Source organism: Streptomyces sp. NPDC044063 (assembly GCF_056434285.1).
The window spans coordinates 103,222-127,656 of sequence record NZ_JBWKFM010000025.1 but is presented as its reverse complement, the minus strand read 5'-3'; the positions used below and the strand labels follow the sequence as shown (position 1 = coordinate 127,656).

Here is a 24,435-nt window from a genome sequence, read left to right as displayed (position 1 = left end):
ACACCGACATGATGCTGGCCGCCGCCGGCGCCCTCGCCGACGTCGTCGCCGGCGACGAGCTCAACGCGAACTACATCATCCCCAGCGTCTTCAACGACAAGGTCGCCGGGGCTGTCGCGGGAGCCGTCCGGGAGGCCGCCAAGGCCGCCGGCGCGGCTGTGACGACCGCCACGACGGTCTGACCCACGGCGCGTCGAGTGGCGCGGGGCTCCACGGCCCCCCATAAGGTGTCGGGCAGACGTCGGACCGCGGAAACGCGGTCGCATCCGAGGCTGTGGCGCGCCGGCCGTGGCGCTTTCCGTGTGACTCTCCAGGGTGCCGGATTGGCTTTCCCGCCACTGGTGGGGGCAGGATGCGTAACCGGGCGCGAGGGTCTGGCAAACGGACCCGGGTCCGGGGACTGTCCGAGGGCCCTGGCAGCATCGGCTTCGATCTCACGCCTCATTGGCAAGAAGAACACGGGAGTACAACATGAACCGCAGTGAGCTGGTGGCCGCTCTGGCCGACCGCGCCGAGGTGACCCGCAAGGACGCCGACGCCGTTCTGGCCGCGCTCGCCGAGACCGTCGGCGAGGTCGTCGCCAAGGGCGACGAGAAGGTCACCATCCCCGGCTTCCTGACCTTCGAGCGCACCCACCGTGCCGCTCGGACCGCGCGCAACCCGCAGACGGGCGAGCCGATCCAGATCGCTGCCGGTTACAGCGTGAAGGTCTCCGCGGGCTCGAAGCTCAAGGAAGCCGCGAAGGGCAAGTAAGCCTCGGGCGCCGCGTAAAAGCGTCGCAGGGCGGTCACCCCGGTCCGGGGTGACCGCCCTTTCGGTCTTCATGAGGCCCTGTCAGGCCCGTGGACGGCCGCGGAACACGAAGAAGCCCGTACGGACCTTCGAAGGTCTGTACGGGCTTCTCGCGGCCTTACGGGGCGTCAGGCGCCGGGCGGGCGCCGGTCAGGCGCCGGGGCGCCGTGCCTCCACGGAGGGCTCAGGCGCCGGGGCGCTCCACGTTCGCGCCCAGGTCGCGCAGCTTCTCCATGCTGTGCTTGCCCGGGGGCCGACCCCCGGACCCCCGGCCGGTGTGGGTGGCCGGTCAGGCGCCGGGGCGCTCGACGTTCGCGCCCAGGTCGCGGAGCTTCTCCATGAAGTTCTCGTAGCCGCGGTTGATGAGCTCGATGCCGTGGACACGGGACGTGCCCTCGGCCGCGAGGGCGGCGATGAGGTAGGAGAAGCCGCCGCGCAGGTCGGGGATGACCAGGTCGGCGCCCTGCAGCTTCGTCGGGCCGGAGACCACGGCGGAGTGGAGGAAGTTGCGCTGGCCGAAGCGGCAGGCGGAGCCGCCCAGGCACTCGCGGTACAGCTGGATGTGGGCGCCCATCTGGTTCAGGGCGGAGGTGAAGCCCAGGCGGGACTCGTAGACCGTCTCGTGGACGATCGAGAGGCCGGAGGCCTGCGTCAGGGCCACGACCAGCGGCTGCTGCCAGTCGGTCTGGAAACCGGGGGCGACGTCCGTCTCCAGCGCGATGGCGTTGAGCGGGCCGCCGGGGTGCCAGAAGCGGATGCCCTCGTCGTCGATCTCGAAGGCGCCGCCGACCTTGCGGTAGGTGTTCAGGAACGCGACCATCGAGCGCTGCTGGGCGCCGCGGACGTAGATGTTGCCCTTGGTGGCCAGGGCCGCCGAGGCCCAGGAGGCGGCCTCGAGGCGGTCCGGCAGGGCGCGGTGGTTGTAGCCGCCGAGCTTCTCGACACCGGTGATCCGGATGGTGCGGTCGGTGTCCATCGCGATGATCGCGCCCATCTTCTGCAGGACGCAGATGAGGTCTTCGATCTCCGGCTCGACGGCCGCGTTGGACAGCTCGGTGACGCCCTCGGCGAGGACGGCGGTGAGCAGGACCTGCTCGGTGGCGCCGACCGAGGGGTAGGGCAGGCGGATCTTGCAGCCGCGCAGCCGCTGCGGGGCCTCCAGGTACTGGCCGCCCTCGCGCTTCTCGATGGTGGCACCGAACTGGCGCAGCACCTCGAAGTGGAAGTCGATCGGCCGGCCACCGATGTCGCAGCCGCCCAGGCCGGGTATGAACGCGTGGCCGAGGCGGTGCAGCAGCGGGCCGCACAGCAGGATCGGGATGCGCGACGAACCGGCGTGCGCGTCGATGTCCGCGACGTTGGCGCTCTCGACGTACGTCGGGTCGAGGACCAGCTCGCCCGGCTCGTCGCCGGGGCGCACGGTCACGCCGTGCAGCTGGAGCAGGCCGCGCACCACGCGGACGTCGCGGATGTCGGGGACGTTGCGCAGGCGGCTGGGGCCGTGGCCGAGCAGGGCGGCGACCATGGCCTTGGGCACGAGGTTCTTCGCGCCGCGGACGCGGATCTCTCCCTCGAGCGGGGTACCGCCGTGGACAAGCAGGACATCGTCAGGGCCGGTCATGGATCTCGCGTTCCTGGAGTTGGGCAAGGGGCAAGAAGAAAGGGTAATGCGACCGGGGGCCGGTTCCACCGCTCCGAGGGCCCTCCGGGCACGCAATGGTTTTGTCACAACACTCTGCGTTTATGGAATGGTAGCTACCGGTTATCGCGGCGTCGCAATCCGGTCATATGCGCGGGCGCTGCTCTCGTACGCCCCCTCGCCGCCCCCCGCCGGTCGTCGCCGTCCACTCCCCCTCCTGCCCCGAAATGCGGGATCATGTGGCCATGACCGAGGTGTCCTCGCTCACAGGGCGGCTGCTCGTCGCGACGCCCGCGCTGTCGGACCCGAACTTCGACCGCGCGGTGGTCCTGCTGCTCGACCACGACGAGGAGGGCTCCCTCGGCGTGGTCCTCAACCGCCCGACACCGGTCGGCGTCGGCGACATCCTCCGGCCCTGGGCCGCGCTGGCGGGGGAGCCGGGCGTGGTCTTCCAGGGCGGCCCGGTCTCGCTGGACTCCGCCCTGGGCGTCGCCGTGGTCCCCGGCGAGCCGCACGACGCCGTCACGGGCGCGGCGGGGCCCGAGGGGCCCGAGGCCGCCTCCCGGGTCCACCCGGGCCGCGCGGGCCCCATCGGGTGGCGCCGGGTGCACGGGGCGATCGGCCTGGTCGACCTGGAGGCCCCGCCCGAGCTGCTGGCGGCCGAGCTGGGCTCACTGCGGATCTTCGCGGGTTACTCCGGATGGGGTCCTGGCCAGCTGGAGCAGGAGCTCGTCGAGGGCGCCTGGTACGTGGTCGAGTCCGAGCCGGGCGACGTGTCGTCCCCGGACCCCCGGCGGCTGTGGCGGGCCGTCCTGCGGCGTCAGCGCAACGAACTGGCGATGGTCGCCACCTATCCGGACGACCCGAGCCTCAACTGACCCGGCCCGACCCCAGTACCCTTGGAGACCATGAGCACTCTCGAGCCCGAGCGCGGGGCAGGTACAGGCACCCTCGTAGAGCCGACGCCCCAGGTGTCGCACGGCGACGGCGACCACGAGCGCTACGCCCACTACGTCCAGAAGGACAAGATCATGGAGAGCGCGCTCTCCGGTTCCCCGGTCGTGGCGCTCTGCGGCAAGGTCTGGGTCCCCGGGCGCGACCCCAAGAAGTACCCGGTCTGTCCCATGTGCAAGGAGATCTTCGACGGCATGGGCGCCGGCGGGGACGACAAGGGCGGCAAGGGCGACAAGAAGTAGCCCGTAGCGGACCCTCCCCCCACCCCACCTCCGGCTCTCACGGCTCCCGGGGCGCGACGCACGCGCTCCGGGAGCCGTTCGTCGTTCCCGCCCTTGTCCGCGGGTACGGCGGCCCCTAGCCTCCTGCCAGGTCGTACGTTCGCCCAGGGGGTGCCATGACGGATCTGATCCCGGCGCCGAGGCGGCTGCGGGGCGCGCGGCCCGCGGAAGCCCGCGCCTCCGGTCTCGTGCTCGACGACACGACCGTCGTCGAGGCGCGCCCCGGCACCGAGGACGCCGCCCGCTGGCTGCGCGCCACCGTCGGCGCGGCGACCGGCCTGCCGCTGGTGCCGGGCGGGGGCGGAGGCGGAGGGGGAAACGGAAGCGGAGGCGCCCGCGTCGTGCTGGCCGTCGACCCCGCCGTCACGCGCGAGCTCGGCCCCGAGGGCTACCGCCTCACCGTGGGCGAGGAGGCGGCGCGCCTCGCCGGGGGAGGCCCCGCGGGGGTCTTCTGGGCCGCGCAGACCCTCCGTCAGCTGCTCGGACCGGCCGCCTTCCGGCGGGCGCCGGTGACCGCCCGCCGCCGGTGGGAGCTGCCCCGAGTGGAGATCGAGGACGCCCCGCGGTTCGGCTGGCGCGGCGTCCTCCTCGACGTCGCCCGGCACTTCCTGCCCAAGGACGGCGTCCTGCGCTACGTCGACCTGCTCGCCGCCCACAAGCTCAACGTCCTCCACCTGCACCTGACTGACGACCAGGGATGGCGCATGGAGATCGAGCGCCGTCCGGAACTGACCGGAACCGGCGCGTGGCGGTCGCGGACCAAGGTGGGCCACCGGGCGTCCCCGCTGTGGGACGAGCGCCCGCACGGCGGCTACTACACCAAGGACGACCTGCGCGAGATCGTGGCCTACGCCGCCGGACGGCACGTCACCGTCGTGCCCGAGATCGACGTTCCGGGCCACTCGCAGGCCGCCATCGCCGCCTACCCCCACCTCGGCAACACGGATGTTGTCGATACGACCGCCCTGTCGGTCTGGGACACCTGGGGCATCAGTGAGAACGTCCTCGCGCCCACCGATGCCGTGCTCGCCTTCTACGAGGACGTCTTCACCGAGGTCCTGGAGGTCTTCCCCTCACCCTTCGTCCACATCGGCGGCGACGAGTGCCCCAAGGAGCAGTGGCGGGCGTCGGCCGCCGCCCGGGCGCGGATGGCGGCGGAGGGGCTGGCGGACGAGGACGAGTTGCAGGCCTGGTTCGTCCGGCACTTCGACCGCTGGCTCGCCGACCGGGGCCGGCGGCTGATCGGCTGGGACGAGATCCTGGAGGGTGGGCTCCTCGACGGCGGCGACGGCGGTGGCGGTGGTGGCGGTGGTGGCGACGGCGGTGGTGGCGGTAAGGGCGGTAGTGGCCTGACGCCGGGCGCCGCCGTCTCCTCCTGGCGCGGCTGTGCGGGCGGCATCGCCGCCGCCCGTGCCGGGCACGACGTCGTCATGTGCCCGGAGGGGCAGGTCTATCTGGACCACCGGCAGGCGCCCGGCGACGACGAGCCCGTCCCCATCGGCCGCGTACGCACCCTGGAGGACGTCTACCGCTTCGAGCCGGTGCCGGCGGAGTTGACGGGGGACGAGGCCGCGCGGGTGCTCGGCGCCCAGGCCAACCTCTGGACCGAGGTGATGGAGGACCAGCGGCGCGTCGACTACCAGGCGTTCCCCCGGCTGGCCGCCTTCGCCGAGACGGTGTGGTCCGTACTGCCCCCGCCGGCCGCGCGCGACTACGCGGCCTTCGAGCGGCGGATGGCCGGCGCCCACTACGCCCGCCTCGACGCGCTGGGCGTCGACTACCGTCCGCCCGGCGGTCCCCGGCCCTGGCAGCGCCGGCCCGGCGTGCTCGGACGCCCGATCGAGGGCGCGCCCCCGATCGTGTGAGGCGCGCCGGAAGCTGACGAACCGTGGAGCGGCCCCTGGCACGGTGGTCCTTCACACACTGCCGTAAGTCGTACAAGGGTCGCTGAAACATGGCAATACGCAGGCAAAGGGCCCAGAGTGCGCACAGACCCCACAGGGGAGAGAGCGCTCGATTCCGGACTTTCCTCGTCTTCCTCCCGAGCGGGGACGGTCCGGCGGTTCGTGGACCCTCGCGACGGCGCACCCGGAAGATGTGCCAGAGTTGCCACGTCCGGGCCGACAGCACGTACCGTACGGCGAGACCTGGCGGAACAGTCGGGACCTCCGGGGAAGGGGCAGCTGGGTTGACCACGCACGCACCGCAGGCGGCGCACACGGTGACGTTGCCGGGCTCGCTCGACGAAGCCGTGGCGGCGCTGTCCGCCATGCCCACGGCCGTGCCCGTCGCGGGCGGCACGGACCTCATGGCCGCCGTCAACTCCGGGCTCCTGCGCCCCGCGGCCCTCGTCGGCCTCGGCCGCATCAGCGAGATCCGCGGCTGGCAGTACCAGGACGGCGCCGCCCTGCTCGGCGCCGGCATGACCCACGCCCGCATGGGCCGCCCGGACTTCGCCGCCCTCATCCCGGCCCTCGCGGCCGCCGCCCGCTCCGCCGGCCCGCCCCAGATCCGCAACGCGGGCACCCTCGGCGGCAACATCGCCTCCGGCTCGCCCACCGGCGACGCCCTGCCCGTCCTCGCCGCGCTCGAAGCCTCCCTGGTCATCGCCGGCCCCGGCGGCGAGCGCCGCGAGATCCCCGTCGGACGCCTGCTGGCCGGCCTCGACATGCTGCGCCCCGGCGAGCTGATCGGGTACGTCCGCGTGCCCCTGCTGCACGCCCCGCAGACCTTCCTCAAGGCCACCGGCCGCACCGGCCCCAGCCGTGCCATCGCCTCCGTGGCCGTCGTCCTCGACCCGGCGCGGCGCAGCGTGCGGTGCGCGGTCGGCGCGGTCGCCCCGATGCCGCTGCGGCCGTTCGACGCCGAGCGCTGGGTCTCCTCGATCGTCGACTGGGACGGCGAACGCACGCTCGCCCCGGACGCCCTGGCGGCGTTCGGTGACTACGTGGCCGCCGCGTGCATCCCCGACCCGCCCCCCGCGCAGTCCGCCCTCGACGGCACCGAGCCCGGTACCCTGCCGCCGGCCGTGCTGCATCTCCGTCGTACGGTGGCGACTCTGGCCCGCCGAGCTCTGGGGAGGGCACTCGCGTGAGTGACGAACAGCAGCGACACAGCCATGCGCCCGTCGAGGGCGGCTGGCAACCCATTCCCCGGGGCGGGGAGCTGGACGCGGAGGGCACGACGTTCGTGCAGCTCCCGCCCGAGCTCCTGGCCCACCCCGGCACCGGCGCGCAGGGCTGGGGCCCGCTGGCGGCGCCCGGCACGGGCTACGCCCCGCCGGTGGCCGACGCGTGGCAGCAGCCCGTGGCCCCGCCCGTCCCGGTGGCGCCCGGCGGGCAGCACTGGGACGCCGCACCGGCCGCGTACGAGACCTCGTACGGACACGGACACGGGCACGCGCCCGTGCACGGGCACCCGGGCGGGACGCCCGGCGTCGTCGGCGACGCCGGTCCCGCCGACCCGCACGACACCCAGCCGTGGCCGATGCCGTTCGCGACCGACGAGGGCGCGGGCGGCGTTCCGGTGTCCGGACCCGCGGCCACGGGCCAGTGGTCGGTGCCGGCCGCCGGGGACGACACGGTGGACGAGTCCGGCGAGTACCCGCTGCGCGACACCGGCCCGGAGCCGCTCCACGAGTACGCTCCGGTCGCTTCCGGGGTCACCGGTGCGGGCGATAATCCGACCGGAGAGTGGACGACCGCCGCGACGCATGCCCAGGCCCACGCCTCGGGCGGAGTGCTGGACGGGATGCCGCAGGACGCCGGATACGGTGCCGCGCCCATGGGGCTGGACCTGACGTCCGCGGAGCCCGGACCGGCGGACGCCGGGCCGACGAACGCCGGAGCGACGGACATCGGACCGACGGGCATCGGACCGACGGGCATCGGACCGACGGGCATCGGACCGGTGGCCGGGATGCCGGTGGACCCGGCCGCCACGGAGGCCACCCCTGCGGCTTCCCCGGCCATGGACTTCCCGGTCGCGGATTCCCCCGCCATGGACTCCTCTGCCATGGACACCCCGGCCATGGACACCCCGGGGCTCGACACCCGGGGCATCGACACCCCGGGCATCGACACCCCGGGCCCGAACCCCACCGTCGTGGACTCCGTGCTCGTGGACCCCGCGGTCATGGGCGCCCCGGTCGCGGAGGCGGCCGACGCCGTGCCGCCGGCCGTAGCGGACGATGCCGTCGGGCCCGCCGGACCCGAGGCGACCGCGGAACGGGACGGCGCGCCCGGCCCCGTACCGGACGAGCAGGACCACGCATCCGACCCGAGCGGCCGCGTACCGGCGCAGGCCGGTCCGGTGGCGGAGACGCTCGAGCAGCCCGGGCACGGGCAGCCGGAGCAGCCGTCCCTGCCGGTCGAGCCGCCGGCCCAGCCGCACAACGAACACCCCTGCGCCTCGTACGTCCTGCGCGTCAACGGCACCGACCGGCCCGTCACGGACGCCTGGATCGGTGAGTCGCTGCTCTACGTGCTGCGTGAGCGCCTGGGGCTCGCCGGCGCCAAGGACGGTTGCTCGCAGGGCGAGTGCGGTGCCTGCTCCGTGCAGGTCGACGGCCGTCTCGTCGCCTCCTGCCTGGTGCCGGCTGCGACCACGGCCGGCTCGGAGGTCCGTACGGTCGAGGGCCTGGGTGAGCACGGGCAGCCGTCCGACGTGCAGCGGGCGCTCGCCGAGTGCGGAGCCGTACAGTGCGGCTTCTGTGTCCCCGGTTTCGCCATGACCGTGCACGACCTGCTGGAGGGCAACCACGCGCCCACCGAGCTGGAGACCCGCCAGGCGCTGTGCGGCAACCTCTGCCGCTGCTCCGGCTACCGCGGTGTGCTGGAGGCCGTCCGCAGGGTCGCCGACGAGCGCGCCGAGGCCGCCGCGGCCCTGGAGGAGGACCGGGCGCAGCAGCAGCCCGACCCGGCCACGGCGAACATCCCGCACCAGACGGGCCCGCACGACCCCCACAACCCGTATGACCCCCACAACCCGTACGACCCGTACGGCGACGGCGGTGGCAGCGACAGCGGCGGCGGAAGGGCGATGGCATGACGGAGATGGGCGGGATGGCAGGGATGGGTGGAATGGCGGGTGGCACGGGCGCGGGTGACATCCCGGCGTCCGTCATCACCGCCTCCCTCGTGCCGCCCGCCGTCCCCGAGACACCGCCGCACGGCCTCGGGGTCTCCCTCCCGGCCGCCGACGCGGTCGCCAAGGCACAGGGCACCTTCCCGTACGCCGCCGACCTGTGGGCCGAGGGCCTGCTGTGGGCCGCCGTGCTGCGCGCCCCGCACCCGCGCGCCCGCATCCTGTCCATCGACACCTCCACCGCGGCGACGATGCCCGGCGTGCGCGCCGTCGTGACGCACGCCGACGTACCGGGCGACGCCGCCCACGGCAGGGGCGTCGCGGACCGGCCCGTCTTCGCGTCCGACCAGGTCCGCCACCACGGCGAGCCGATCGCCGCGGTGGCCGCCGACCACCCCGACACCGCCCGGCTCGCCGCCGCGGCCATCGTCGTCGAGTACGAGCCGCTGGAGCCCGTCACCGACCCGGAGGCGGCGTTCGGCGCCGAACCGCTGCACCCCGACGGGAACCTGATCCGGCACATCCCGCTGCGCTTCGGCGACCCTGATGTCGTCGGCGAGGTGGTCGTCGAGGGGCTGTACCGCATCGGCCGGCAGGACCCCGCCCCCATCGGCGCCGAGGCCGGGCTGGCCGTGCCCCGCCCGGACGGCGGCGTCGAGATCTACACCGCCTCCACCGACCCGCACCACGACCGCGACCTGGCCGCCGCCTGCTTCGGACTGGAGCCGGAGCGGGTGAAGGTCGTCGTCACGGGCGTCCCCGGCGCGATGGGCGACCGCGAGGACGTCGGTACGCAGATCGCGCTCGGCCTGCTGGCGCTGCGCACCGGCCACCCGGTCAAGCTCGCGGCGACCCGCGAGGAGTCCTTCCTCAGCCACGTCCACCGCCACCCCACCCTGCTGCGCTACCGCCACCACGCGGACGCCGAGGGCAAGCTGGTGAAGGTGGAGGCCCAGATCCTGCTGGACGGCGGCGCGTACGCCGACTCCTCCGGGGAGGCCCTGGCCGCGGCCGTGGCGTTCGCCTGCGGCCCGTACGTCGTCCCGCACGCCTTCGTCGAGGGCTGGGCCGTTCGCACCAACAACCCGCCCTCCGGCCATGTGCGCGGCGAGGGCGCGATGCAGGTGTGCGCCGCCTACGAGGGGCAGATGGACAAGCTCGCGGCGAAGCTCGGGCTCGACCCCGCCGAGCTGCGCATGCGCAACGTGATGGCGACGGGCGACCTGCTGCCCACCGGCCAGACCGTGACCTGCCCGGCCCCGGTCGCCGAACTCCTGCGGGCGGTCCGCGACTACCCGCTGCCCGCCCTGCCCAAGGACGACCCCGAGGACGACTGGCTGCTGCCCGGCGGCCCCGACGGCGCCGGCGAGCCCGGCGCGGTGCGGCGCGGCGTCGGCTACGGCCTCGGCATGGTCCACATGCTCGGCGCGGAGGGCGCGGACGAGGTCTCCACGGCCACGGTCAAGGTCAGCGGTTCGGTCGCCACGGTGATCTGCGCGGCGGTCGAGACGGGCCAGGGCTTCACCACCCTGGCGCGCCAGATCGTCCAGGAGATCCTCGGTATCGAGGAGGTGCACGTCGCCCCCGTCGACACCGACCAGCCCCCGTCCGGCCCGGCCGCCCACAGTCGCCACACCTGGGTCTCCGGCGGCGCGGTGGAGCGCGCGGCACGCATGGTGCGCACGCAGCTGCTCCAGCCGCTGGCCCACCAGTTCGGGATGTCGACGGAGCTGCTGACGATCGCCGACGGCAAGATCACGTCGTACGACGGAGTGCTGAGCACGACCGTCGACGAGGCGCTCGACGGCAAGGAGCTCTGGGCGACGGCCCAGTGCCGCCCGCACCCCACCGAGCCCCTCGACGACACGGGCCAGGGCGACGCGTTCGTCGGCATGGCCTTCTGCGCGGTCCGCGCGGTGGTGGACGTCGACGTCGAGCTCGGCTCGGTGCGCGTGGTGGAGATGGCGGTGGCCCAGGACGTCGGCCGCGTCCTCAACCCCGCCCAGGCCAGGGCCCGCATCGAGGCCGGCATCACCCAGGGCGTGGGCGCGGCCCTGACGGAGAACCTCCGCACCAGCGGCGGCCAGGTCCGCCGCCCCGACCTCACCGGCTACGCCCTGCCGACGGCGCTGGACGCGCCCGAGGTGCACATCGTCAAGCTGGTCGAGGAGCGCGACGTCGTCGCCCCCTTCGGCGCGAAGGCGATCAGCGCGGCCCCGGTCGTGACCTCCCCGGCGGCGGTCGCGGGCGCGGTGCGCGCCGCCACGGGCCGCCCGGTCAACCGGCTGCCGATCCGGCCGCAGACGGCCGCGGCGGCGGTGACGGCCGTGACGCAGGAGGCCTGAGAGGCTGAGTACCCGTACTCAAGCGGATGTCATCCCCTGTCACTAGGCTGTGACGGGTCGCGACGGGGATGACATTGAGGGGTGGGGCGAAGTGGGCTCGGGAACGGGACCGGCGGCGGGTGGACTGGAAGCGGAGCTCGAGTCGCTGCGGCGGTTCCGCGGCCGGATCGAGGGCATCCTCACCGCCCTCCAGGGCACGGAGGCCCACCCCGACCGCGTCGCCGACAACCACCTCGTGCCGGCCCAGCTCGGCGTGGGCTTCGCCGAGGTGGAGTCGCTCAACGGCGCGTACAACGACGTCCACGGCAAGCTGAAGACGCTCTGCGGCCTGCTGAACGACCAGATCGAGGCCCTGGGCACGGCCGTCCACGCCGCCCGCGTCGGCTACGCCAACGTCGACGAGGACCTGCGCGCCCGCCTGGCCGCCATCCAGGCCCGCACCCTGGCCCTCTACGACCCCCGCCTCGACCCCCACGCCCCCAGGTCCGCCCCCCACCCGGCCCCGCAGGCCGCACCGCCGCGGCCGAAGGGCAGCGACGAGGGGAGCATCTGATGACGCTTCCGCCGCCGCCGCCGCCGCCGGCGCCGCCGTCCCCGTCCCTGTCCCCGTCCCCGCTCCTGCCGAAGCCGGTGAGCGGGCTGGTGATCGCGTCGGACTTCGAGTCGAAGACGCACGACGAGCTGTGCGCGATGGTGGACGGGGCGCAGGTGGATCGTACGAACCTGATGTCCGCTCGCCTGGCCGCCGCGGCGCAGTCGCTGGCGGAGGTGGGGGAGGACCTGAAACGGCACATGGCGGGGGTGTCATGGGAGGGCGAGGCGGGCCACGCCTTCCGAATGTGGGGCGGCGACCTGGCGAACGCGACGTTGCGGCTGGGCGAGCTGAGCGGGAGCGCGGGGTCGTGGATGGGGCATGCGGCGGCGACACTGGCGACAGTGAAGTCGTCGATGCCGAGGCCGTCCTTCGACGCCCGTTCGACGTTGGAGGCGTATCAGAAGTCCCGCCCGGGCCAGGTGGGGCGTGTGCCGTCGCCTCTGGAGTCGGACCAGTCGGGCGGCGTGAAGCCGGTGTCGGGTCCGTCGCAGCGTCAGGCGTACGAGGCGCAGCAGCGGCTGGACGCGGACCGGGCGGAGGCGGCACGCCTGATGCGGAAGCTGGCGGACTCGTACGCGTGGTCAGCGCATCAGATTGCGGAGGCGCCTCGGCCTACGTTTCGGCCGATGCCGGGGTTTGGCGACCCTGACGGCGTGCTGGGCCGGGAGTACATCCCGAACCCCGCCGGGGTGGCGGGGCCCGGTGTCCCCGCCGGCCAGAGTGGTTCGGTGGCGATGCCGTACATCGAGCACAAGCCGCAGGGAGTCCCAGCGGACGGTCTCGGGACGGCGAATCCCGCCATGCCCACGGCTTGGGGGTTCCATCCGGGGCCGCGGGTGGCCCCGATGGAGGTCGACGGCGTAACGATCGCACCCCACCTGCCCGTGCCCCCCGCGACGAACACAGCCGTTCCACCGGCTTCGATCGATCCGCCGAGCGTCCTTCCGGTGACCGCCGTGCCCGGAATCCCGCCGACGGGTCCGTTGAGCCGGATGCCGGCAGGAACGGAACGGGGAGGTGTTCCCGCAGCTCCTAGGCGTGTGACCCCGCCGGGTGTGCCGGGACGAGGCATCGCGGGCCCACCTGCCTCAGCCGTTCCACGAGACGGGGTGTTCGGCGGCCGCCCCATCAGTCGGCCCGTCGCGCCACCGTCCTCTCAGCTTCCCCGTGGCACGGTCATCGGAACCGAACCGGGACAGGCCCGTTCGCAGGCAATGTTCCCGCCCGCAGCCGGCGCCTCTCCGGGCGCCCCGCCGCGGGGAGGGGGCGGCGGTGGCAACGGGCGTCGCCTGGCCACCGAGCGTGGCGGGATCGTCGGCGGCCGCGTGGAGCGACGCGGCGGACCGGACGCGGACCGGACGTTCACCCCGGGAGGCGCCGGTTTGGTACGCGCTGCCGAGCCCAACCGCCCGCCGGGGACCGGAAGGCAGAGCCGCAGGCCTGACTACCTGGTCGAGGACGAGGAATCGTGGCCTCGCGGTAGTCGTCGTGTCGTTCCTCCCGTCATCGAGTGACATCGGACAAGGGCATGCACCAGAACAAAGGGGCTGCGGCCCGACTCTGGAAGCGAGGGGCGTGCGGCATCGCCGCGCTCGGTCTACTCGTGGTCTCAGCAGGGCCGGCTCAGGCCGAGTCAATCCGTTCACGTCAGTGGTACCTCGACGCGATGCACGCCGAGGAAATGTGGAAGGAAAGCACCGGTGCCGGCGTGACCGTGGCGGTGGTGGACACAGGCGTTGACCCCGAACTTCCCGATATTCAGGGGCAGGTGCTCGAAGGAAGGGACTTCTCAGGTCTCGAAGGAGGCGCCCACACGGATTACGACGGGCACGGGACCGATATGGCCGTCATCATCGCCGGCACAGGCCGGGGTGACGGCGGATCGGGCACATACGGCCTCGCGCCAGGCGCCAAGATCCTGCCCCTGCGCTTTGCGAACGCCGATGCTTCGGCCAGGGGATTTCGCTCGATCGGCACCATGGCGCCGGCCATCCGCTATGCGGCGGACTCCGACGCGAAGATCATCAACATCTCGCAGGCCGGCCCGGGAGACGACCCGGCCGTTGCCCGTGCGGTCGAGTACGCCTTGTCCAAGGGGAAGCTGGTCTTCGCCGGCGTCGGGAACTCCGGACGGAAGGGCAATCCGGTTCTCTTCCCCGCCGCCTACCCAGGCGTGGTGGGAGTCGCCGCGGTGGACGCGAATATCAAGGCGACGGACGAATCGGAGCGCGGGCAGCAGGTGGACCTCGCGGCACCGGGCGACGACATCGTGACGGCCTGCCGTGGTGGCACCGGGCTATGCCGCGGCCATGGAACAAGCGCGGCCACCGCCCTGGCCTCGGCCTCCGCCGCCCTGGTCTGGGCCGCGCACCCCAGCTGGACGGCCAACCAGGTGTTGCGTGTGCTCATCAACACCGCCGGTGGCCCCAAGAGCGGCGAGCGGCGCAGTGACACCATCGGGTACGGCGTCGTCCGCCCCCGTATCGCCCTCCAGAGCCCCGGCGACCCCGGCCCCGCCGACACCAGCCCCCTCCCCGAGCTCGCCGCAGGCGACAAGGCGGAGGCACCGCGCCACGCCGGTGCCCCGGAGTCCGGTGCCGGCAAGGACGACTTCGATCGCACCATGCTCGTGGCGGGTATCGGCGCCGCGGTCGTCACGGCGGTGGGCGTGGCCGTTCTCGCGGTGCGACGTCGGCGGAGGGCCCTGCCTCGCTAGGTTCGCCGCGGGCCGGTCACAGCTTGCGTGCCCAGCGCCAGATCCACCCCGAGCTGAGAACCACCTTCTGCAGGGCGTTGCTCATGTCCCGCGTGTCCAACTGCTTGACCTTGTGCAGGCGGCCGTCGGCTCCCCGCTCGTACGTCCAGTGCGCCGTGTACCCCCTGCCGCGGCCGTACCCCTTCGACCAGCTCATGTTGCCACTGGTGGTGATCCACCGTTCCTGAAGAACACGCGCTTCGCGCAGCGCCGGGTCCAAGCGCAGCCGGATCTTCAGTCTCTGGTTCTCCCGTTCGCCGAAGGCGCGGAACTCGACCCGCCACTCCGCCGCCACGTCGGCCTTCTCCCAGGGGTTGGCCTTGCGCACGCGGTAGGGCACGGCCGGGCCGTTGATCGCGAGCAGCGCGTCCCGGAGTTCCGTGGCGGAGCGCGGTACGGCATCGCTGTCGGGGTACTTGGTGCCGCGGATCCTGTCCCACAGAGCGCCCATCGCTAGACCCCCGCCCCGGTGCTCGGACGCACCGTGCGCACGAAGTCCTGGAAGTCTCCGAGAGCGGTGTCGTGCCGGTCCGCGGTGGTGGTCAGGGCCAGCCGGATCACCGCCCGTTCGCGCGAGTCCGCGGCGTCCAGCATGGACAGATACACCTGGGACTGGGCGAGCTCGTGGTGCGCGTCCCCGATGCGGGTCGCGAAGGCCAGCCGCTGGATCAGGGCGGGTGCGTCCGGGGAGCCGACCTCGCGGCGATCGGTCACCGCGACCGACTCGGCCATCTCGAGCAGACGCCGCACCGATTCTTCGGCGAGCTCGTCCAGCGTCGCCGTGTCCGGTCGGTACTCGCCGTCGACGGTGATACTGGGGGCGAATCCGGCATCCTCCCGCGGACGCACCGCGGCGAAGGCCACCCCCGAGGCGCCGTTCCCTTCAGGGTCGGCCGGGAGCCAGCCCTCGGGCAGGCGGAATTCGATCGGTACCGGCAGTGACGTCGCCATCCCGGCACTCCTTCCTTCCAGGGGAAGCGGATCAGAACCAGCTGCTTATGGCGTCGGCCGCATGGGCGACGGCCTTCTTGAACTTGTGGGGATCGACGGTGATCTCGATTCCCACGGCACCGCCGAGGGGAGCGGAGGCGCCCGTCTTGGTGCCGAACTTCAACCTTCCGGTCGTCTCGTCTTTCAAGTAGCCCCATTTGGCCTCGGCGCCGGGACCGGCCCACCCCTCGGCCGTCCCGCCGATGCTGATTCCGGCGACCTCGAACCCCCCGGCCACGGTCCCCTTCGCCCCGTGGAACCTCTTCGCTCCGAAGCCGACCTCGTCCTTGGTCGCTTTGGCGGTGACTCCGGCCTCGCCGCCGGCGAACCCCTCGGCGCGTACGTAGCGGGGCCTGTGCCCATCGTCCTCGCGTATTTCGGCCATGGCCCGCCCGCCCACGGAGACTTCGCCCGCGCCGCTGGCCCCCTTGTTGCTGAAGCCGTAGTTCGCCGTGGCTCTCGCTCCCGCGTAGGCGTCCCCCAGCACCGAGACGTCGGTCTGCCCGTCGGTCAGCTTTCTCTCCGCGGTGATATGGCCCAGGTCGCCGTACAGCTTGAGCCTGCCCTGCTTGCCGTACGAGGGGCCGTCGGTCACGTCGAAGCCGTAATCGGGACCGGACTTCGTGATCTTCCACCCGTCTGTCTTCATCGAGGAGACCTCCGGTGCCCCCGCCTTCGCCAAGTCGCTTTCGGCGTCGGCGTTGAAGCCGCCGAAGCCCGCCGCGCGTATCAGCGCCCGCCGGACGCTCTGGTCGGCCTCGTCCACGGCCCGTACCGCCTTGGCGATGCCGTCGGTCCATTCCTGGGCCTTCCGCCGGGCGTCGGCGGCCAGCCGGGGGTGGTCAGGGTCGTGCCGGAGGGCCTGCTTCTCCTGTTCGGACAGCTTGTCGAAACCGACGTAGGTGGCCCGGCCCGAGCCGTCGACCTTGTAGTCCTTCGCCTCGGCATCGGCCACCAGGTCCTTCACCGCCTTCTGCAGCCGGGAAAGCTCGGTGTGCCCCTGCTTCAGGAGCCCGGCGACGGCCAGGGCCTCCGTCCTGGCAGCGGCGTATTCGGCGGCGGTGATCGCGGAGCCGTTCTGCTGCGCGATGGCGGCCTGTCCTTGCCAATTGCCGTTGGCCAGGGCGTGCTGGACGTTCTTGACGTAGTCGTCCTTCAGCTCGCCGAATCGCTTTCCCATCCTCTGCCACACCTCGGAGGCGTTCAGCAGCGGTGAGAGGTCGGCGGTCATCACGTCGTCGTAGCTCAGTGGCACGGTCGCCCCCCTGTCGCCTGTCACCACTGGTCTATACGGCTGCGCAACGGGCCCGGCCCCGGGGTCACCGTGCCGAATTCCGCCCCTGTGGCGAGGTCCTGGCCCCGTAGGAGGGCGTGCGTGCCGCGCAGCGCGTTCAGCTCCTGGTCCAGCCGGCTCATCAGGGCGGTCGCCTGTGACTGCCAGATGGTCATCGCTTCCGACAGTCCGTTGTTGAGCGCCCAGGCGGACAGCCCGCGCAGCCCGGCGTCCGGCTTCAGGAGGTTCGAGTGCGGGATCGCCGGACCGGCCAGGGGCGGCCGCGCCGTGTCACCGCCCTCGCCGATGCGGCCGGCGGCCTCGGTGTCCGGCAGGAGATGCTGTTCCATGAAGGTCACGGCCCGCCGCTTGTCGCTCGCGGAGCTCGCCAGCGTCCCCTGACCGACGGGTCCTAACGGTCTCTCCGCGGAATCCCCGGAACTCATAGACGACCCAACCCCCCTGTGTGCGCCTTCGCCTCTTCAGTCACCTCTTCAGCGCCGAACAGCGCCGTGCGGGTGCCTGGCGCGTACCTTACAGAACTTGTGTTCTGGCCCTACTCCCGTGGTTTCAGGCGGCTCAGCGTGTAGCCCGTGCCCGTGGGGTCGAGGGGTTTTGTGGCCTGTTTGAAGAGGTGTTCGGCGCGTTCGTAGGACAGGCGGCGGCGGCCCGTGTGGGGGCAGAGGTCGGCCGGGGGCGGGGTGCGGGCCGGGGCCGGGCGGCGGTCCGAGAGGAAGAGCGGGCCCCGGGTGCGGCCCTCGACGAGGGTGGGGAGGAGGGCCGCGGTGCTGTCGCGCCAGGTCAGCCATGTCGTGCCCGTGCGGGCGCGGCGGCCCGGGAGGTCGAGGTCCTCGACGTTCAGGGCCAGCGCCGTGGCCGCCCCCGCCGCCGACTCGTGCAGGAGATGCCACAGGGCGCGTTCGCGGAGGGCGGGGCCCGGGTGGCTCCACAGCGCCGCCAGTTCGGTCCGGCCGATCGCCGGTGCGGGGGAGCGGGTGACGGCACGCCGGCCGAGGTGGGCTCCCAGGTCCTCCAGGGACGCCCATGTGCCGAACGACCGCACCGCCGAGCGGTGGCGGTTCCACGTCCTGGCCGCCGCCCCGCCCCACGCCGCCGCGAACACCCGCACCACCTCCCCGGCGGTCAGGGACGCCAGCGGCAGGTCGTCGCCCAGGGTGCGGCACAGACGGCGCAGCGTCTGGCCGTACGAGCGGATCGTCGCGGCGTCCAGGTCGTCCCGTGCGAGGAAGTCGTGGACCGCCGCGCCCAGGGTGACGACTCGGGCACCGGCCCCCAGCGCCTCCGCGCGGCCGTTCAGGAAGGCGCGTTCCGCCGCGTTCCCGGTCAGTGACGCGGCCCGGCGGAACTCCCGGCGGGCCTCCTCGTGCCGTCCGAGCTTGGCCAGCAGGTCGCCCCGGACGCCCGGCAGGAGGTGGTAGTCGCGCAGCGCGGGGTCGGCCGTGAGGGCGTCGGCCAGGTCGAGGCCCGCCCGCGGGCCGTGTGCCATGCCGACGGCCACCGCCCGGTTCAGCCGTACGACGGCGGTGGGCAGCAGCCGCACCAGCGCCTCGTACAGGGTGGCGATCCGCGCCCAGTCCGTGTCCTCGGCGGTACGCGCCTGGGCGTGGCAGGCGGCGATCGCGGCCTGCAGGACGTACGGACCCGGTGCGGAAGCCGTGCCTCCGGCCGCCTCGCGGGCCCGCAGCAGGGCCGTGAAGCCGCGGCGGACGAGCAACGGGTCCCAGCGGCCCCGGTTCTGCTCGTGCAACTGGACGGGTTCGCCGGACGGACCCGTGCGCGCGGCCGCGCGGGACGCCTGGAGCTCCATCAGCGCGACCAGGCCGTGCGCCTCGGCGTGGTGCGGTGCCAGTTCGGCCAGCAGCCGGCCCAGCCGCAGCGCCTCGAGGCAGAGCCCCGGGCGCATCAGGTCGTCCCCGGCGGTCGCCGCGTAGCCCTCGTTGAAGACGAGGTAGACCACACCGAGCACGGACGACAGGCGCTCGCCCAGCTCCGGCCCGGCGGGCAGCTCGAACGGCACCCCCCGCTCGGCCAGCGTCCGCTTGGCCGCCGCGATGCGCCGGGCGATCGTCGTCTCGTCGACGAGGAACGCCCGCGCGATCTCCCCGGCCGTGAGGCCGCCCAGCAGCCGCAACGTCAGCGCCACGCGCGCGTCCATGGGCAGGACCGGGTGGCAGGAGATGAACATCAGCCGCAGGACGTCGTCCTGCTCGGGGTCGACGGGCTCGACGGGGTCGTCGGGGTCGACGTGGTCGACGTGGTCGGCCCGTGCCTCCGGCGTCTCCCGCGCCAGCAGTTCCCGCTTCCGTTCCAGCAGCCGGTCCCGTCGGATGCGGTCGACGGCCCGGCGCCTGGCGGTGGTCATCAACCAGGCGCCGGGGTTCGCGGGAACGCCCGACAGCGGCCACTGTTCGAGCGCGGCGACGAGCGCGTCCTGGGCGAGCTCCTCCGCCAGGCCGACGTCGTGGACCAGCCGCGTCAGCGCGGCCACGATCTTCGCGGACTCGAGCTTCCAGACCGCGTCGACCGCGCCGTGGACGTCCTTCGTGGACATGGTGCGGGGCCGGTCAGGGGCCGAAGACCTGCTGGACCACGCTCTCGCCGTCGCCGACGATCCGGCGGAAGCGGCGGGCGAGCTCGATCGCCTCCTCCTTGGTGCGCACCTCGATCAGCGCGAAGCCGGCCACCGCCTCCTTCGCCTCCGCGAACGGGCCGTCCGTCACCGTGATCTCGTCGCCCGCCGACGTCACCCGGACGCCGCCCGGCTCGAGCCCGCCGGTGGCCAGCAGCACGCCCGCCGCCGTCAGCTCCTCCACGAACAGCGCCATCTCCGCAAACAGCTTCTCGTCGGGCGCGGTGTCCGTCGGCTTGGTCGTCATCAGGTAGCGCATCGTCTTCTCCTCCGTCGTCGTGCGGTTCTCACCCACACGTCGCGCAGCCTATGTGACAGGGAATCAAGCAGGCCCAGAAGAAGAGGACGACGGCCGGCCCGGAGCGGCGTTCCCTGTCACATCGGCCGGTCGACGTACGGGTGGGAGCCGGTCGGGAAGACACGGACCGGACACGAGAGCAAAGGATGCGCCATGCCGAAGTTCGCCACCGTCGAGGACTACTGCGCCGCCCTCCCCGCCGCCCAGCGCGCGATCACGGACGCGCTGCTGCCGCTCGTCGAGCGGGCGCTGCCGGCGGCGGGCGCGGTCTGGCACGGTCACCCCGTGTGGAGCCTGGGCGGCGCCCCGGGCAAGTCCCCGGTCTGCTACGTCAAGGCCTACGGCGCCCACGTCTCGTTCGGCCTCTGGCGGGGACAGGAGATCGCCGACGCGTCCGGTCGTCTGGAGCCCGGCGCCCGGGCGATGGCGGCCGTGAAGCTGCGCACGGCGGACGACATCGACGGCGCGCTGTTCACCGAGTGGCTGCGCCTGGCCCGCGGGCTGGAGGCCGCGGCGGCGGCCTGATCAGCGGCAGCGGCGCCGGTAGTAGGCGTAGGTGAGGGCCAGCACCAGCGGCCCCCACAGGGCGAACAGCCCGCTGACGACGTTCGCCAGCAGCTCCCACCAGGCGTTGCCGTAGGGCGGGGTCGAGCGGCCCGCCAACGTGAAGGTGCACAGCACCCAGTCGACCAGCAGCGCGGTCAGGACGAGGCCCGCCAGGGTGGCGGGCACGATCACGGCGATCGGCGGTACGCGCCGGCCGCCGACGAGCGGGACGCGCTCGGGCACGACCTCACCCCAGGGGCGTACGAGCCCGAAACACAGCAGCGCGAACGCCTCGGACAGCAGGCTCAGCCCGAAGACGTAGGGAATGGTGTACCAGAGCGGCCACGTCGAGGGCGGGAGCTCGACACCCATCGTGAAGCCGAACGCGAAGGGCAGCCGCCAGAGGCAGACCGGCAGCCCGAGCAGGGGGATGAGGCGGGCGACGTGCTCCGCCCGGAGCGGGACGGGCCGAGCGGTCCGTGGGGTGCGGATGGTCATGATCCCAGCGTGTCCGGGTGGCGCGGGCCGGGGATCGGGCCCGGGAGTGATCGTTCTCCGCCGTCCGGCGGAGTCCGGACGCGCGCCGTCGCTCCTCGGGCGTACGTGCCTGAGCCCCGCGTCAGCCCACGTACAGGTACAGCGCCAGCCCCACCGGGCCCGGGCAGGCGAGGGCGCCGACGACCGCCGAGCGGGTGGCGGCGGTCAGGCCGAAGAGCTTCAGGCCGTGCCAGGCGGCCGCCAGGACGAGCCCGGCCGCCGCGAGGAAGCCGGCCACTTGCAGGAGGAGGCCGCCGACCGCGGCGCCCTCGGCCGCGCTCCAGACCGCGATCATCAGCACGACCACCAGGCACAGGCCGACCGCCTGCGCGGTGACGGCCCACAGCACGATGGCGAGGGTCGTCATGAACCCCTCGCGCCGCGTGGGGCGAGCGGGCTGGGCGGGGCGAGCGGGGTACGTGTTCATGGAGTGCATCCTGCGCGGGCGTACGCACCGGGGGCATGAGTACCGCTACTCAGCCTCCCCCCGTTCCCGGACGGGAGGCTGAGTACGGTCGCGGAGGCCGTGGCGGGAATCGAACCCGCGTAACTCGCTTTGCAGGCGAGCCCCTGGGCCACTCGGGCACACGGCCGTGTCGTCGCTCATGGCGCCCACGGCGTCCACGGCGACTCATGGCTTCCATGGCGTCCATGGCTTCCATGGCGTCGTTCTTACGGGCATGACCATAGAGCGATATGCCAGGGGCCTCAATGGGCCGGACGGCCGTGGCACAAGACCGCCATGTGCCGTTCATACACGCCGCGTTGATCGTCGCCGCTACGCTTCACGACCCCTCCTCCAGGAACTCCTCCACCAGCGGACGGAACAGGTCCGGCTCGTCCGCCCACGGGCACCGGTAGGGCAGTTCCGCCGAGTCGTACGAGGTGTAATGCGATATAAGTCCACCATGTCGGATAGATGCGGTGATCCAAAAGCAACCCACTGCCACTCACCCCACTAACCCAAATTCCGCTTATGATTTCGTCGTGTTCGACTCCCGGCACATCAAGACGTTCCACGCGGTGGTCACCGCGGGGTCCTACTCGGCCGCCGCCCGCGCCCTCGGCTACACCCAGCCGGCGATCACCCAGCAGATGAAGGCGCTCGAACGGTCCGTCGGTACGCCCCTGTTCACGCGGGTCGGCCGGCGCATGCGGCTGACCGAGGCCGGCGAGGCGCTGGCCCGGCACGCCGAGACGATCCTCGCCAGCCTCTCCGCCGCGCAACAGCAAATGAGCTCCCTGACGCGGCTGCGCGCCGGGCGCGTGCGCGTGTGCGCCTTCCCCAGTGCCGGGGCCACCCTCGTCCCCGAGGCGCTCGCCCGCCTCGCCGCCGAGCACCCGGGCGTCCGGGTGGAGCTCCAGGAGGCCGAACCGCCGGACTCGCTGCGCCGGGTCGTGCGCGGGGAGTGCGACATCACCCTCGCCTTCACCTATCCCGGCCTGCGCGAACAGGTCCCCGAGGAGCTGGTGGAGATACCCCTCTTCGAGGACCAGCTGACCGTGCTGCTGCCGCAGGGCCACGCCCTCGCGCGCCGCCGGGCCGTCAAGCTCAGCGACCTGGCGGGGGAGCGCTGGATCGCCGGCTGTCTGCGCTGCCGCACCAACTTCCTGCACGAATGCGCCGAGCAGGGATTCGCGCCCGACATCGCGTTCACGACGGACGACAACCTCGTGGTGCAGTCGCTCGTCGCCGAGGGTCTGGGCGTGGCCATGATGCCGGCGCTCGTGCTGTCCTTCCTCCGCCACGACCGGATCACCGGGCGCCCCCTGGAGCCGGCCGCGCGCCGCCACGTCTCCGCGTACGCCCTCCGGGACCATCTGCGCATCCCCGCCGTCGCGCTCGTCCTCGACGAGCTCAAGGCGGTCGCCGCCCGTCGCGTGGGGTGCTGACCGGCGTTCCCGAAACGCGTGAGCGTGCGTCCGACCCATAAGCGGGAGTTGGTGGTACGGCAAAGAACTGTCGTTGGACGTGATGGATCAACCACCTCGACGCTGCACCCATGACCACACCTACCGCACCCCTGACGACCGCGCGGCTCGGTCAGTTCGTCGCCGACGTCCGGGAGGTCGTAGGCCGCGGCCTGCCGCCCGACACGACGGCGTACCTCGTCGGAGAGCGGCTCGCGGTCCACCTCGGCGCTCCCGATCTGCTCACCCCCGAACAGTGCGAGGGCGACCCCGAGCGCTACCGCCAGCACATCCTCCACGCCGAGAGCGACGGCAGCTTCTCCGTCGTCGCGCTCGTGTGGATGCCGGGCCAGCGGACGTCCGTCCACGACCACGTCTCCTGGTGCGTCACCGGCGTCCACCAGGGCACCGAGAGCGAGCGCCGCTACCGGCTCGTCCCCGACGGCCTGAGCTCCCGGCTGGTCGCCACCGAGGACGTCGTCAATCGGCAGGGCGACGTCTGCGGCTTCGCGCCGCCCGGCGACATCCACCGGGTGCGCAACGCCTGTTCGTCCGTCGCCATCTCCCTCCACGTCTACGGTGCCGACGTCTCACGCCTGGGCTCCAGCGTCCGGCGCGTGTACGACCTGCCGGCCGACGACCTCTGATGGCCGTCCTCCACACGCGGGTCACGAGCCCGCCCGCCCCGCCGCGCCCGAAGGCCCCCGGAGCCCTCCCCGGCCTCGCCATGGCGGCCGGCGGGGTCGCCCTGGCCTGGGGCGTCCACACACTCCTGCCCGTCGTCCCCATGCTCACCGCCGCCGTCGTCCTGGGCATCGCCGCCGCCCATCTGCCGGGCGTGCGGGCGCGGGTGCGCGGGGCCGGCAAGCCGGGGCTGACGCTCGCGGGCAAGCGGCTGATGCGGATCGGCGTCGTCCTGCTCGGGCTCAAGCTCAGCCTGGACGACGTGCTCGGGCTGGGCTGGGCCACCGTCGCGATGGTGCTCGCGGTGGTCGCCGCCACCTTCTTCGGCACCCTGTGGCTCGGCCGCCGGCTCGGGCTGCGCGGCGACCAGCCGCTGCTGATCGCCACCGGCTACTCTATCTGCGGCGCCTCCGCGATCGGCGCGGTCAGCGAGGTCTCGGGCAGCGACGAGGAGGACGTGGCCACGTCCGTGGCGCTGGTGACGCTGTGCGGCACCCTCGCCATCGCCGTACTGCCGCTGCTGCACCACCCGCTCGGGCTCGGCGACGCGCAGTTCGGCCGCTGGGCCGGGGCGAGCGTCCACGACGTGGGCCAGGTCGTGGCCACGGCCCAGACCGCCGGACAGGCCGCGCTCAGCGAGGCCGTCCTGGTCAAGCTGATGCGGGTCGCGCTGCTCGCCCCGCTCGTGGCCGCCGTGGCGGTGTCCGTGCGCGGCCGCCGCCGCGCGGCCGCCACGGCGTCCGGCAAGCGGCCGCCGCTCGTCCCGCTCTTCGTGCTCGGCTTCCTGGCGGCCGTCGCCCTGAGGACGACCGGATGGCTGTCCGCCGGCGCCCTCGACGCCGCCCAGCACGCCCAGGAGCTGCTGCTGGCCGCCGCGCTCTTCGGCCTCGGCAGCGCGGTGCACCTGCCCACGCTGGTGCGTACCGGGGGGCGCGTCGCGGCGCTCGGGCTGAGCTCGTGGATCGTGATCGCTGGTGCCTCGTACGGCGGGGTGCTGCTCACGACCTGAGCGGGGTGCTGCTCACGACCTGAGCGGGGCGCGCACCCGCGACCTGAGCGGGGCGCGCACCCGCGATCGAGGCCCGGGCGACGCCGCCCGG

At 73.2% G+C, this 24,435-nt stretch carries 22 protein-coding genes, 1 tRNA gene and 1 pseudogene; 14 read left to right on the top strand and 10 right to left on the bottom strand.

Annotated features, from left to right (window positions below; translation table 11 throughout):
- A pseudogene (locus AC07BS_RS26950) lies at window positions 1-182 on the top strand (NAD-dependent malic enzyme); the annotation flags it as partial.
- 289 nt (window positions 183-471) lie between these two features.
- Window positions 472-753 (top strand): HU family DNA-binding protein, encoded by a 282-nt coding sequence (locus AC07BS_RS26945; protein WP_004951951.1) that lies wholly within the window; start codon window positions 472-474, stop codon window positions 751-753.
- Between the two features lie 328 nt (window positions 754-1,081).
- On the opposite strand, the gene murA is transcribed toward AC07BS_RS26945, so the two are convergent.
- Complete coding sequence (gene murA / locus AC07BS_RS26940; protein ID WP_478642057.1) at window positions 1,082-2,413, bottom strand: UDP-N-acetylglucosamine 1-carboxyvinyltransferase; 1,332 nt, start codon at window positions 2,411-2,413, stop codon at window positions 1,082-1,084.
- 263 nt (window positions 2,414-2,676) lie between these two features.
- Between murA and AC07BS_RS26935 the strand changes: the two genes are divergently transcribed.
- The 8 genes from AC07BS_RS26935 to mycP all read left to right on the top strand — a co-directional run bounded on the left by AC07BS_RS26935 (window position 2,677) and on the right by mycP (window position 14,407).
- The gene (locus tag AC07BS_RS26935) at window positions 2,677-3,309 is read left to right on the top strand and encodes a YqgE/AlgH family protein (RefSeq protein ID WP_478934740.1); all 633 of its coding nucleotides are present in this window, start codon (window positions 2,677-2,679) and stop codon (window positions 3,307-3,309) included.
- Window positions 3,310-3,339: 30 nt separating this feature from the next.
- Window positions 3,340-3,627 (top strand): DUF3039 domain-containing protein, encoded by a 288-nt coding sequence (locus AC07BS_RS26930; protein ID WP_478642053.1) that lies wholly within the window; start codon window positions 3,340-3,342, stop codon window positions 3,625-3,627.
- Between the two features lie 155 nt (window positions 3,628-3,782).
- A complete protein-coding gene (locus AC07BS_RS26925) occupies window positions 3,783-5,531 on the top strand; it encodes a beta-N-acetylhexosaminidase (RefSeq protein WP_478934739.1) in 1,749 nt (582 codons plus the stop codon).
- A 323-nt stretch (window positions 5,532-5,854) separates the two neighbouring features.
- Entirely contained in the window at window positions 5,855-6,760 is a 906-nt protein-coding gene (locus AC07BS_RS26920; protein WP_478642049.1) for an FAD binding domain-containing protein, read from the top strand.
- Entirely contained in the window at window positions 6,757-8,715 is a 1,959-nt protein-coding gene (locus AC07BS_RS26915) for a (2Fe-2S)-binding protein (protein WP_478642046.1), read from the top strand. The genes AC07BS_RS26920 and AC07BS_RS26915 overlap by 4 nt, the downstream gene beginning before the upstream one ends.
- 23 nt (window positions 8,716-8,738) lie before the next feature.
- Window positions 8,739-11,096: a xanthine dehydrogenase family protein molybdopterin-binding subunit gene (locus tag AC07BS_RS26910; protein WP_478642169.1), complete on the top strand. Its 2,358-nt coding sequence runs from the start codon at window positions 8,739-8,741 to the stop codon at window positions 11,094-11,096.
- Between the two features lie 91 nt (window positions 11,097-11,187).
- Window positions 11,188-11,649 (top strand): hypothetical protein, encoded by a 462-nt coding sequence (locus AC07BS_RS26905; RefSeq protein ID WP_478642043.1) that lies wholly within the window; start codon window positions 11,188-11,190, stop codon window positions 11,647-11,649.
- A gap of 1,552 nt (window positions 11,650-13,201) precedes the next feature.
- Window positions 13,202-14,407: a type VII secretion-associated serine protease mycosin gene (gene mycP, locus AC07BS_RS26900; protein WP_478934738.1), complete on the top strand. Its 1,206-nt coding sequence runs from the start codon at window positions 13,202-13,204 to the stop codon at window positions 14,405-14,407.
- A 16-nt stretch (window positions 14,408-14,423) separates the two neighbouring features.
- Here mycP and AC07BS_RS26895 read toward each other — a convergent pair whose 3' ends face one another.
- The 6 genes from AC07BS_RS26895 to AC07BS_RS26870 form a co-directional block, all read right to left on the bottom strand.
- Window positions 14,424-14,897, bottom strand: a complete 474-nt coding sequence (locus AC07BS_RS26895; protein WP_478934737.1) for a hypothetical protein — start codon at window positions 14,895-14,897, stop codon at window positions 14,424-14,426.
- Between the two features lie 2 nt (window positions 14,898-14,899).
- Window positions 14,900-15,397, bottom strand: a complete 498-nt coding sequence (locus AC07BS_RS26890) for a hypothetical protein (RefSeq protein WP_478934736.1) — start codon at window positions 15,395-15,397, stop codon at window positions 14,900-14,902.
- Window positions 15,398-15,428: 31 nt separating this feature from the next.
- Window positions 15,429-16,715: a hypothetical protein gene (locus AC07BS_RS26885; protein WP_478934735.1), complete on the bottom strand. Its 1,287-nt coding sequence runs from the start codon at window positions 16,713-16,715 to the stop codon at window positions 15,429-15,431.
- Window positions 16,712-17,059, bottom strand: coding sequence for a hypothetical protein (locus AC07BS_RS26880; RefSeq protein WP_478934734.1), 348 nt, complete (start codon window positions 17,057-17,059; stop codon window positions 16,712-16,714). The genes AC07BS_RS26885 and AC07BS_RS26880 overlap by 4 nt, the downstream gene beginning before the upstream one ends.
- Window positions 17,060-17,265: 206 nt before the next feature.
- Window positions 17,266-19,281, bottom strand: a complete 2,016-nt coding sequence (locus AC07BS_RS26875; RefSeq protein WP_478934733.1) for a sigma-70 family RNA polymerase sigma factor — start codon at window positions 19,279-19,281, stop codon at window positions 17,266-17,268.
- Window positions 19,282-19,294: 13 nt separating this feature from the next.
- Window positions 19,295-19,618, bottom strand: coding sequence for a YciI family protein (locus AC07BS_RS26870; RefSeq protein WP_478642167.1), 324 nt, complete (start codon window positions 19,616-19,618; stop codon window positions 19,295-19,297).
- Window positions 19,619-19,810: 192 nt separating this feature from the next.
- Between AC07BS_RS26870 and AC07BS_RS26865 the strand changes: the two genes are divergently transcribed.
- Window positions 19,811-20,182 carry a DUF1801 domain-containing protein gene (locus AC07BS_RS26865; RefSeq protein WP_478934732.1) on the top strand — a complete coding sequence of 124 codons (372 nt, stop codon included), beginning with the start codon at window positions 19,811-19,813 and terminating at the stop codon, window positions 20,180-20,182.
- On the opposite strand, the gene AC07BS_RS26860 is transcribed toward AC07BS_RS26865, so the two are convergent.
- The 3 genes from AC07BS_RS26860 to AC07BS_RS26850 all read right to left on the bottom strand — a co-directional run bounded on the left by AC07BS_RS26860 (window position 20,183) and on the right by AC07BS_RS26850 (window position 21,333).
- Window positions 20,183-20,701, bottom strand: coding sequence for a hypothetical protein (locus AC07BS_RS26860; protein ID WP_478934731.1), 519 nt, complete (start codon window positions 20,699-20,701; stop codon window positions 20,183-20,185).
- A 121-nt stretch (window positions 20,702-20,822) separates the two neighbouring features.
- Complete coding sequence (locus AC07BS_RS26855; protein ID WP_478934730.1) at window positions 20,823-21,167, bottom strand: hypothetical protein; 345 nt, start codon at window positions 21,165-21,167, stop codon at window positions 20,823-20,825.
- Between the two features lie 94 nt (window positions 21,168-21,261).
- Window positions 21,262-21,333 (bottom strand) — tRNA-Cys (locus AC07BS_RS26850).
- A 394-nt stretch (window positions 21,334-21,727) separates the two neighbouring features.
- Between AC07BS_RS26850 and AC07BS_RS26845 the strand changes: the two genes are divergently transcribed.
- The 3 genes from AC07BS_RS26845 (at window position 21,728) to AC07BS_RS26835 (ending at window position 24,344) form a co-directional block, all read left to right on the top strand.
- Window positions 21,728-22,633: a LysR family transcriptional regulator gene (locus AC07BS_RS26845; protein ID WP_478934729.1), complete on the top strand. Its 906-nt coding sequence runs from the start codon at window positions 21,728-21,730 to the stop codon at window positions 22,631-22,633.
- Between the two features lie 110 nt (window positions 22,634-22,743).
- Window positions 22,744-23,298: a cysteine dioxygenase family protein gene (locus AC07BS_RS26840; protein WP_478934728.1), complete on the top strand. Its 555-nt coding sequence runs from the start codon at window positions 22,744-22,746 to the stop codon at window positions 23,296-23,298.
- Complete coding sequence (locus AC07BS_RS26835) at window positions 23,298-24,344, top strand: YeiH family protein (protein WP_478934727.1); 1,047 nt, start codon at window positions 23,298-23,300, stop codon at window positions 24,342-24,344. Before AC07BS_RS26840 ends, AC07BS_RS26835 begins: the two co-directional genes overlap by 1 nt.
- Window positions 24,345-24,435 lie beyond the last annotated feature (91 nt).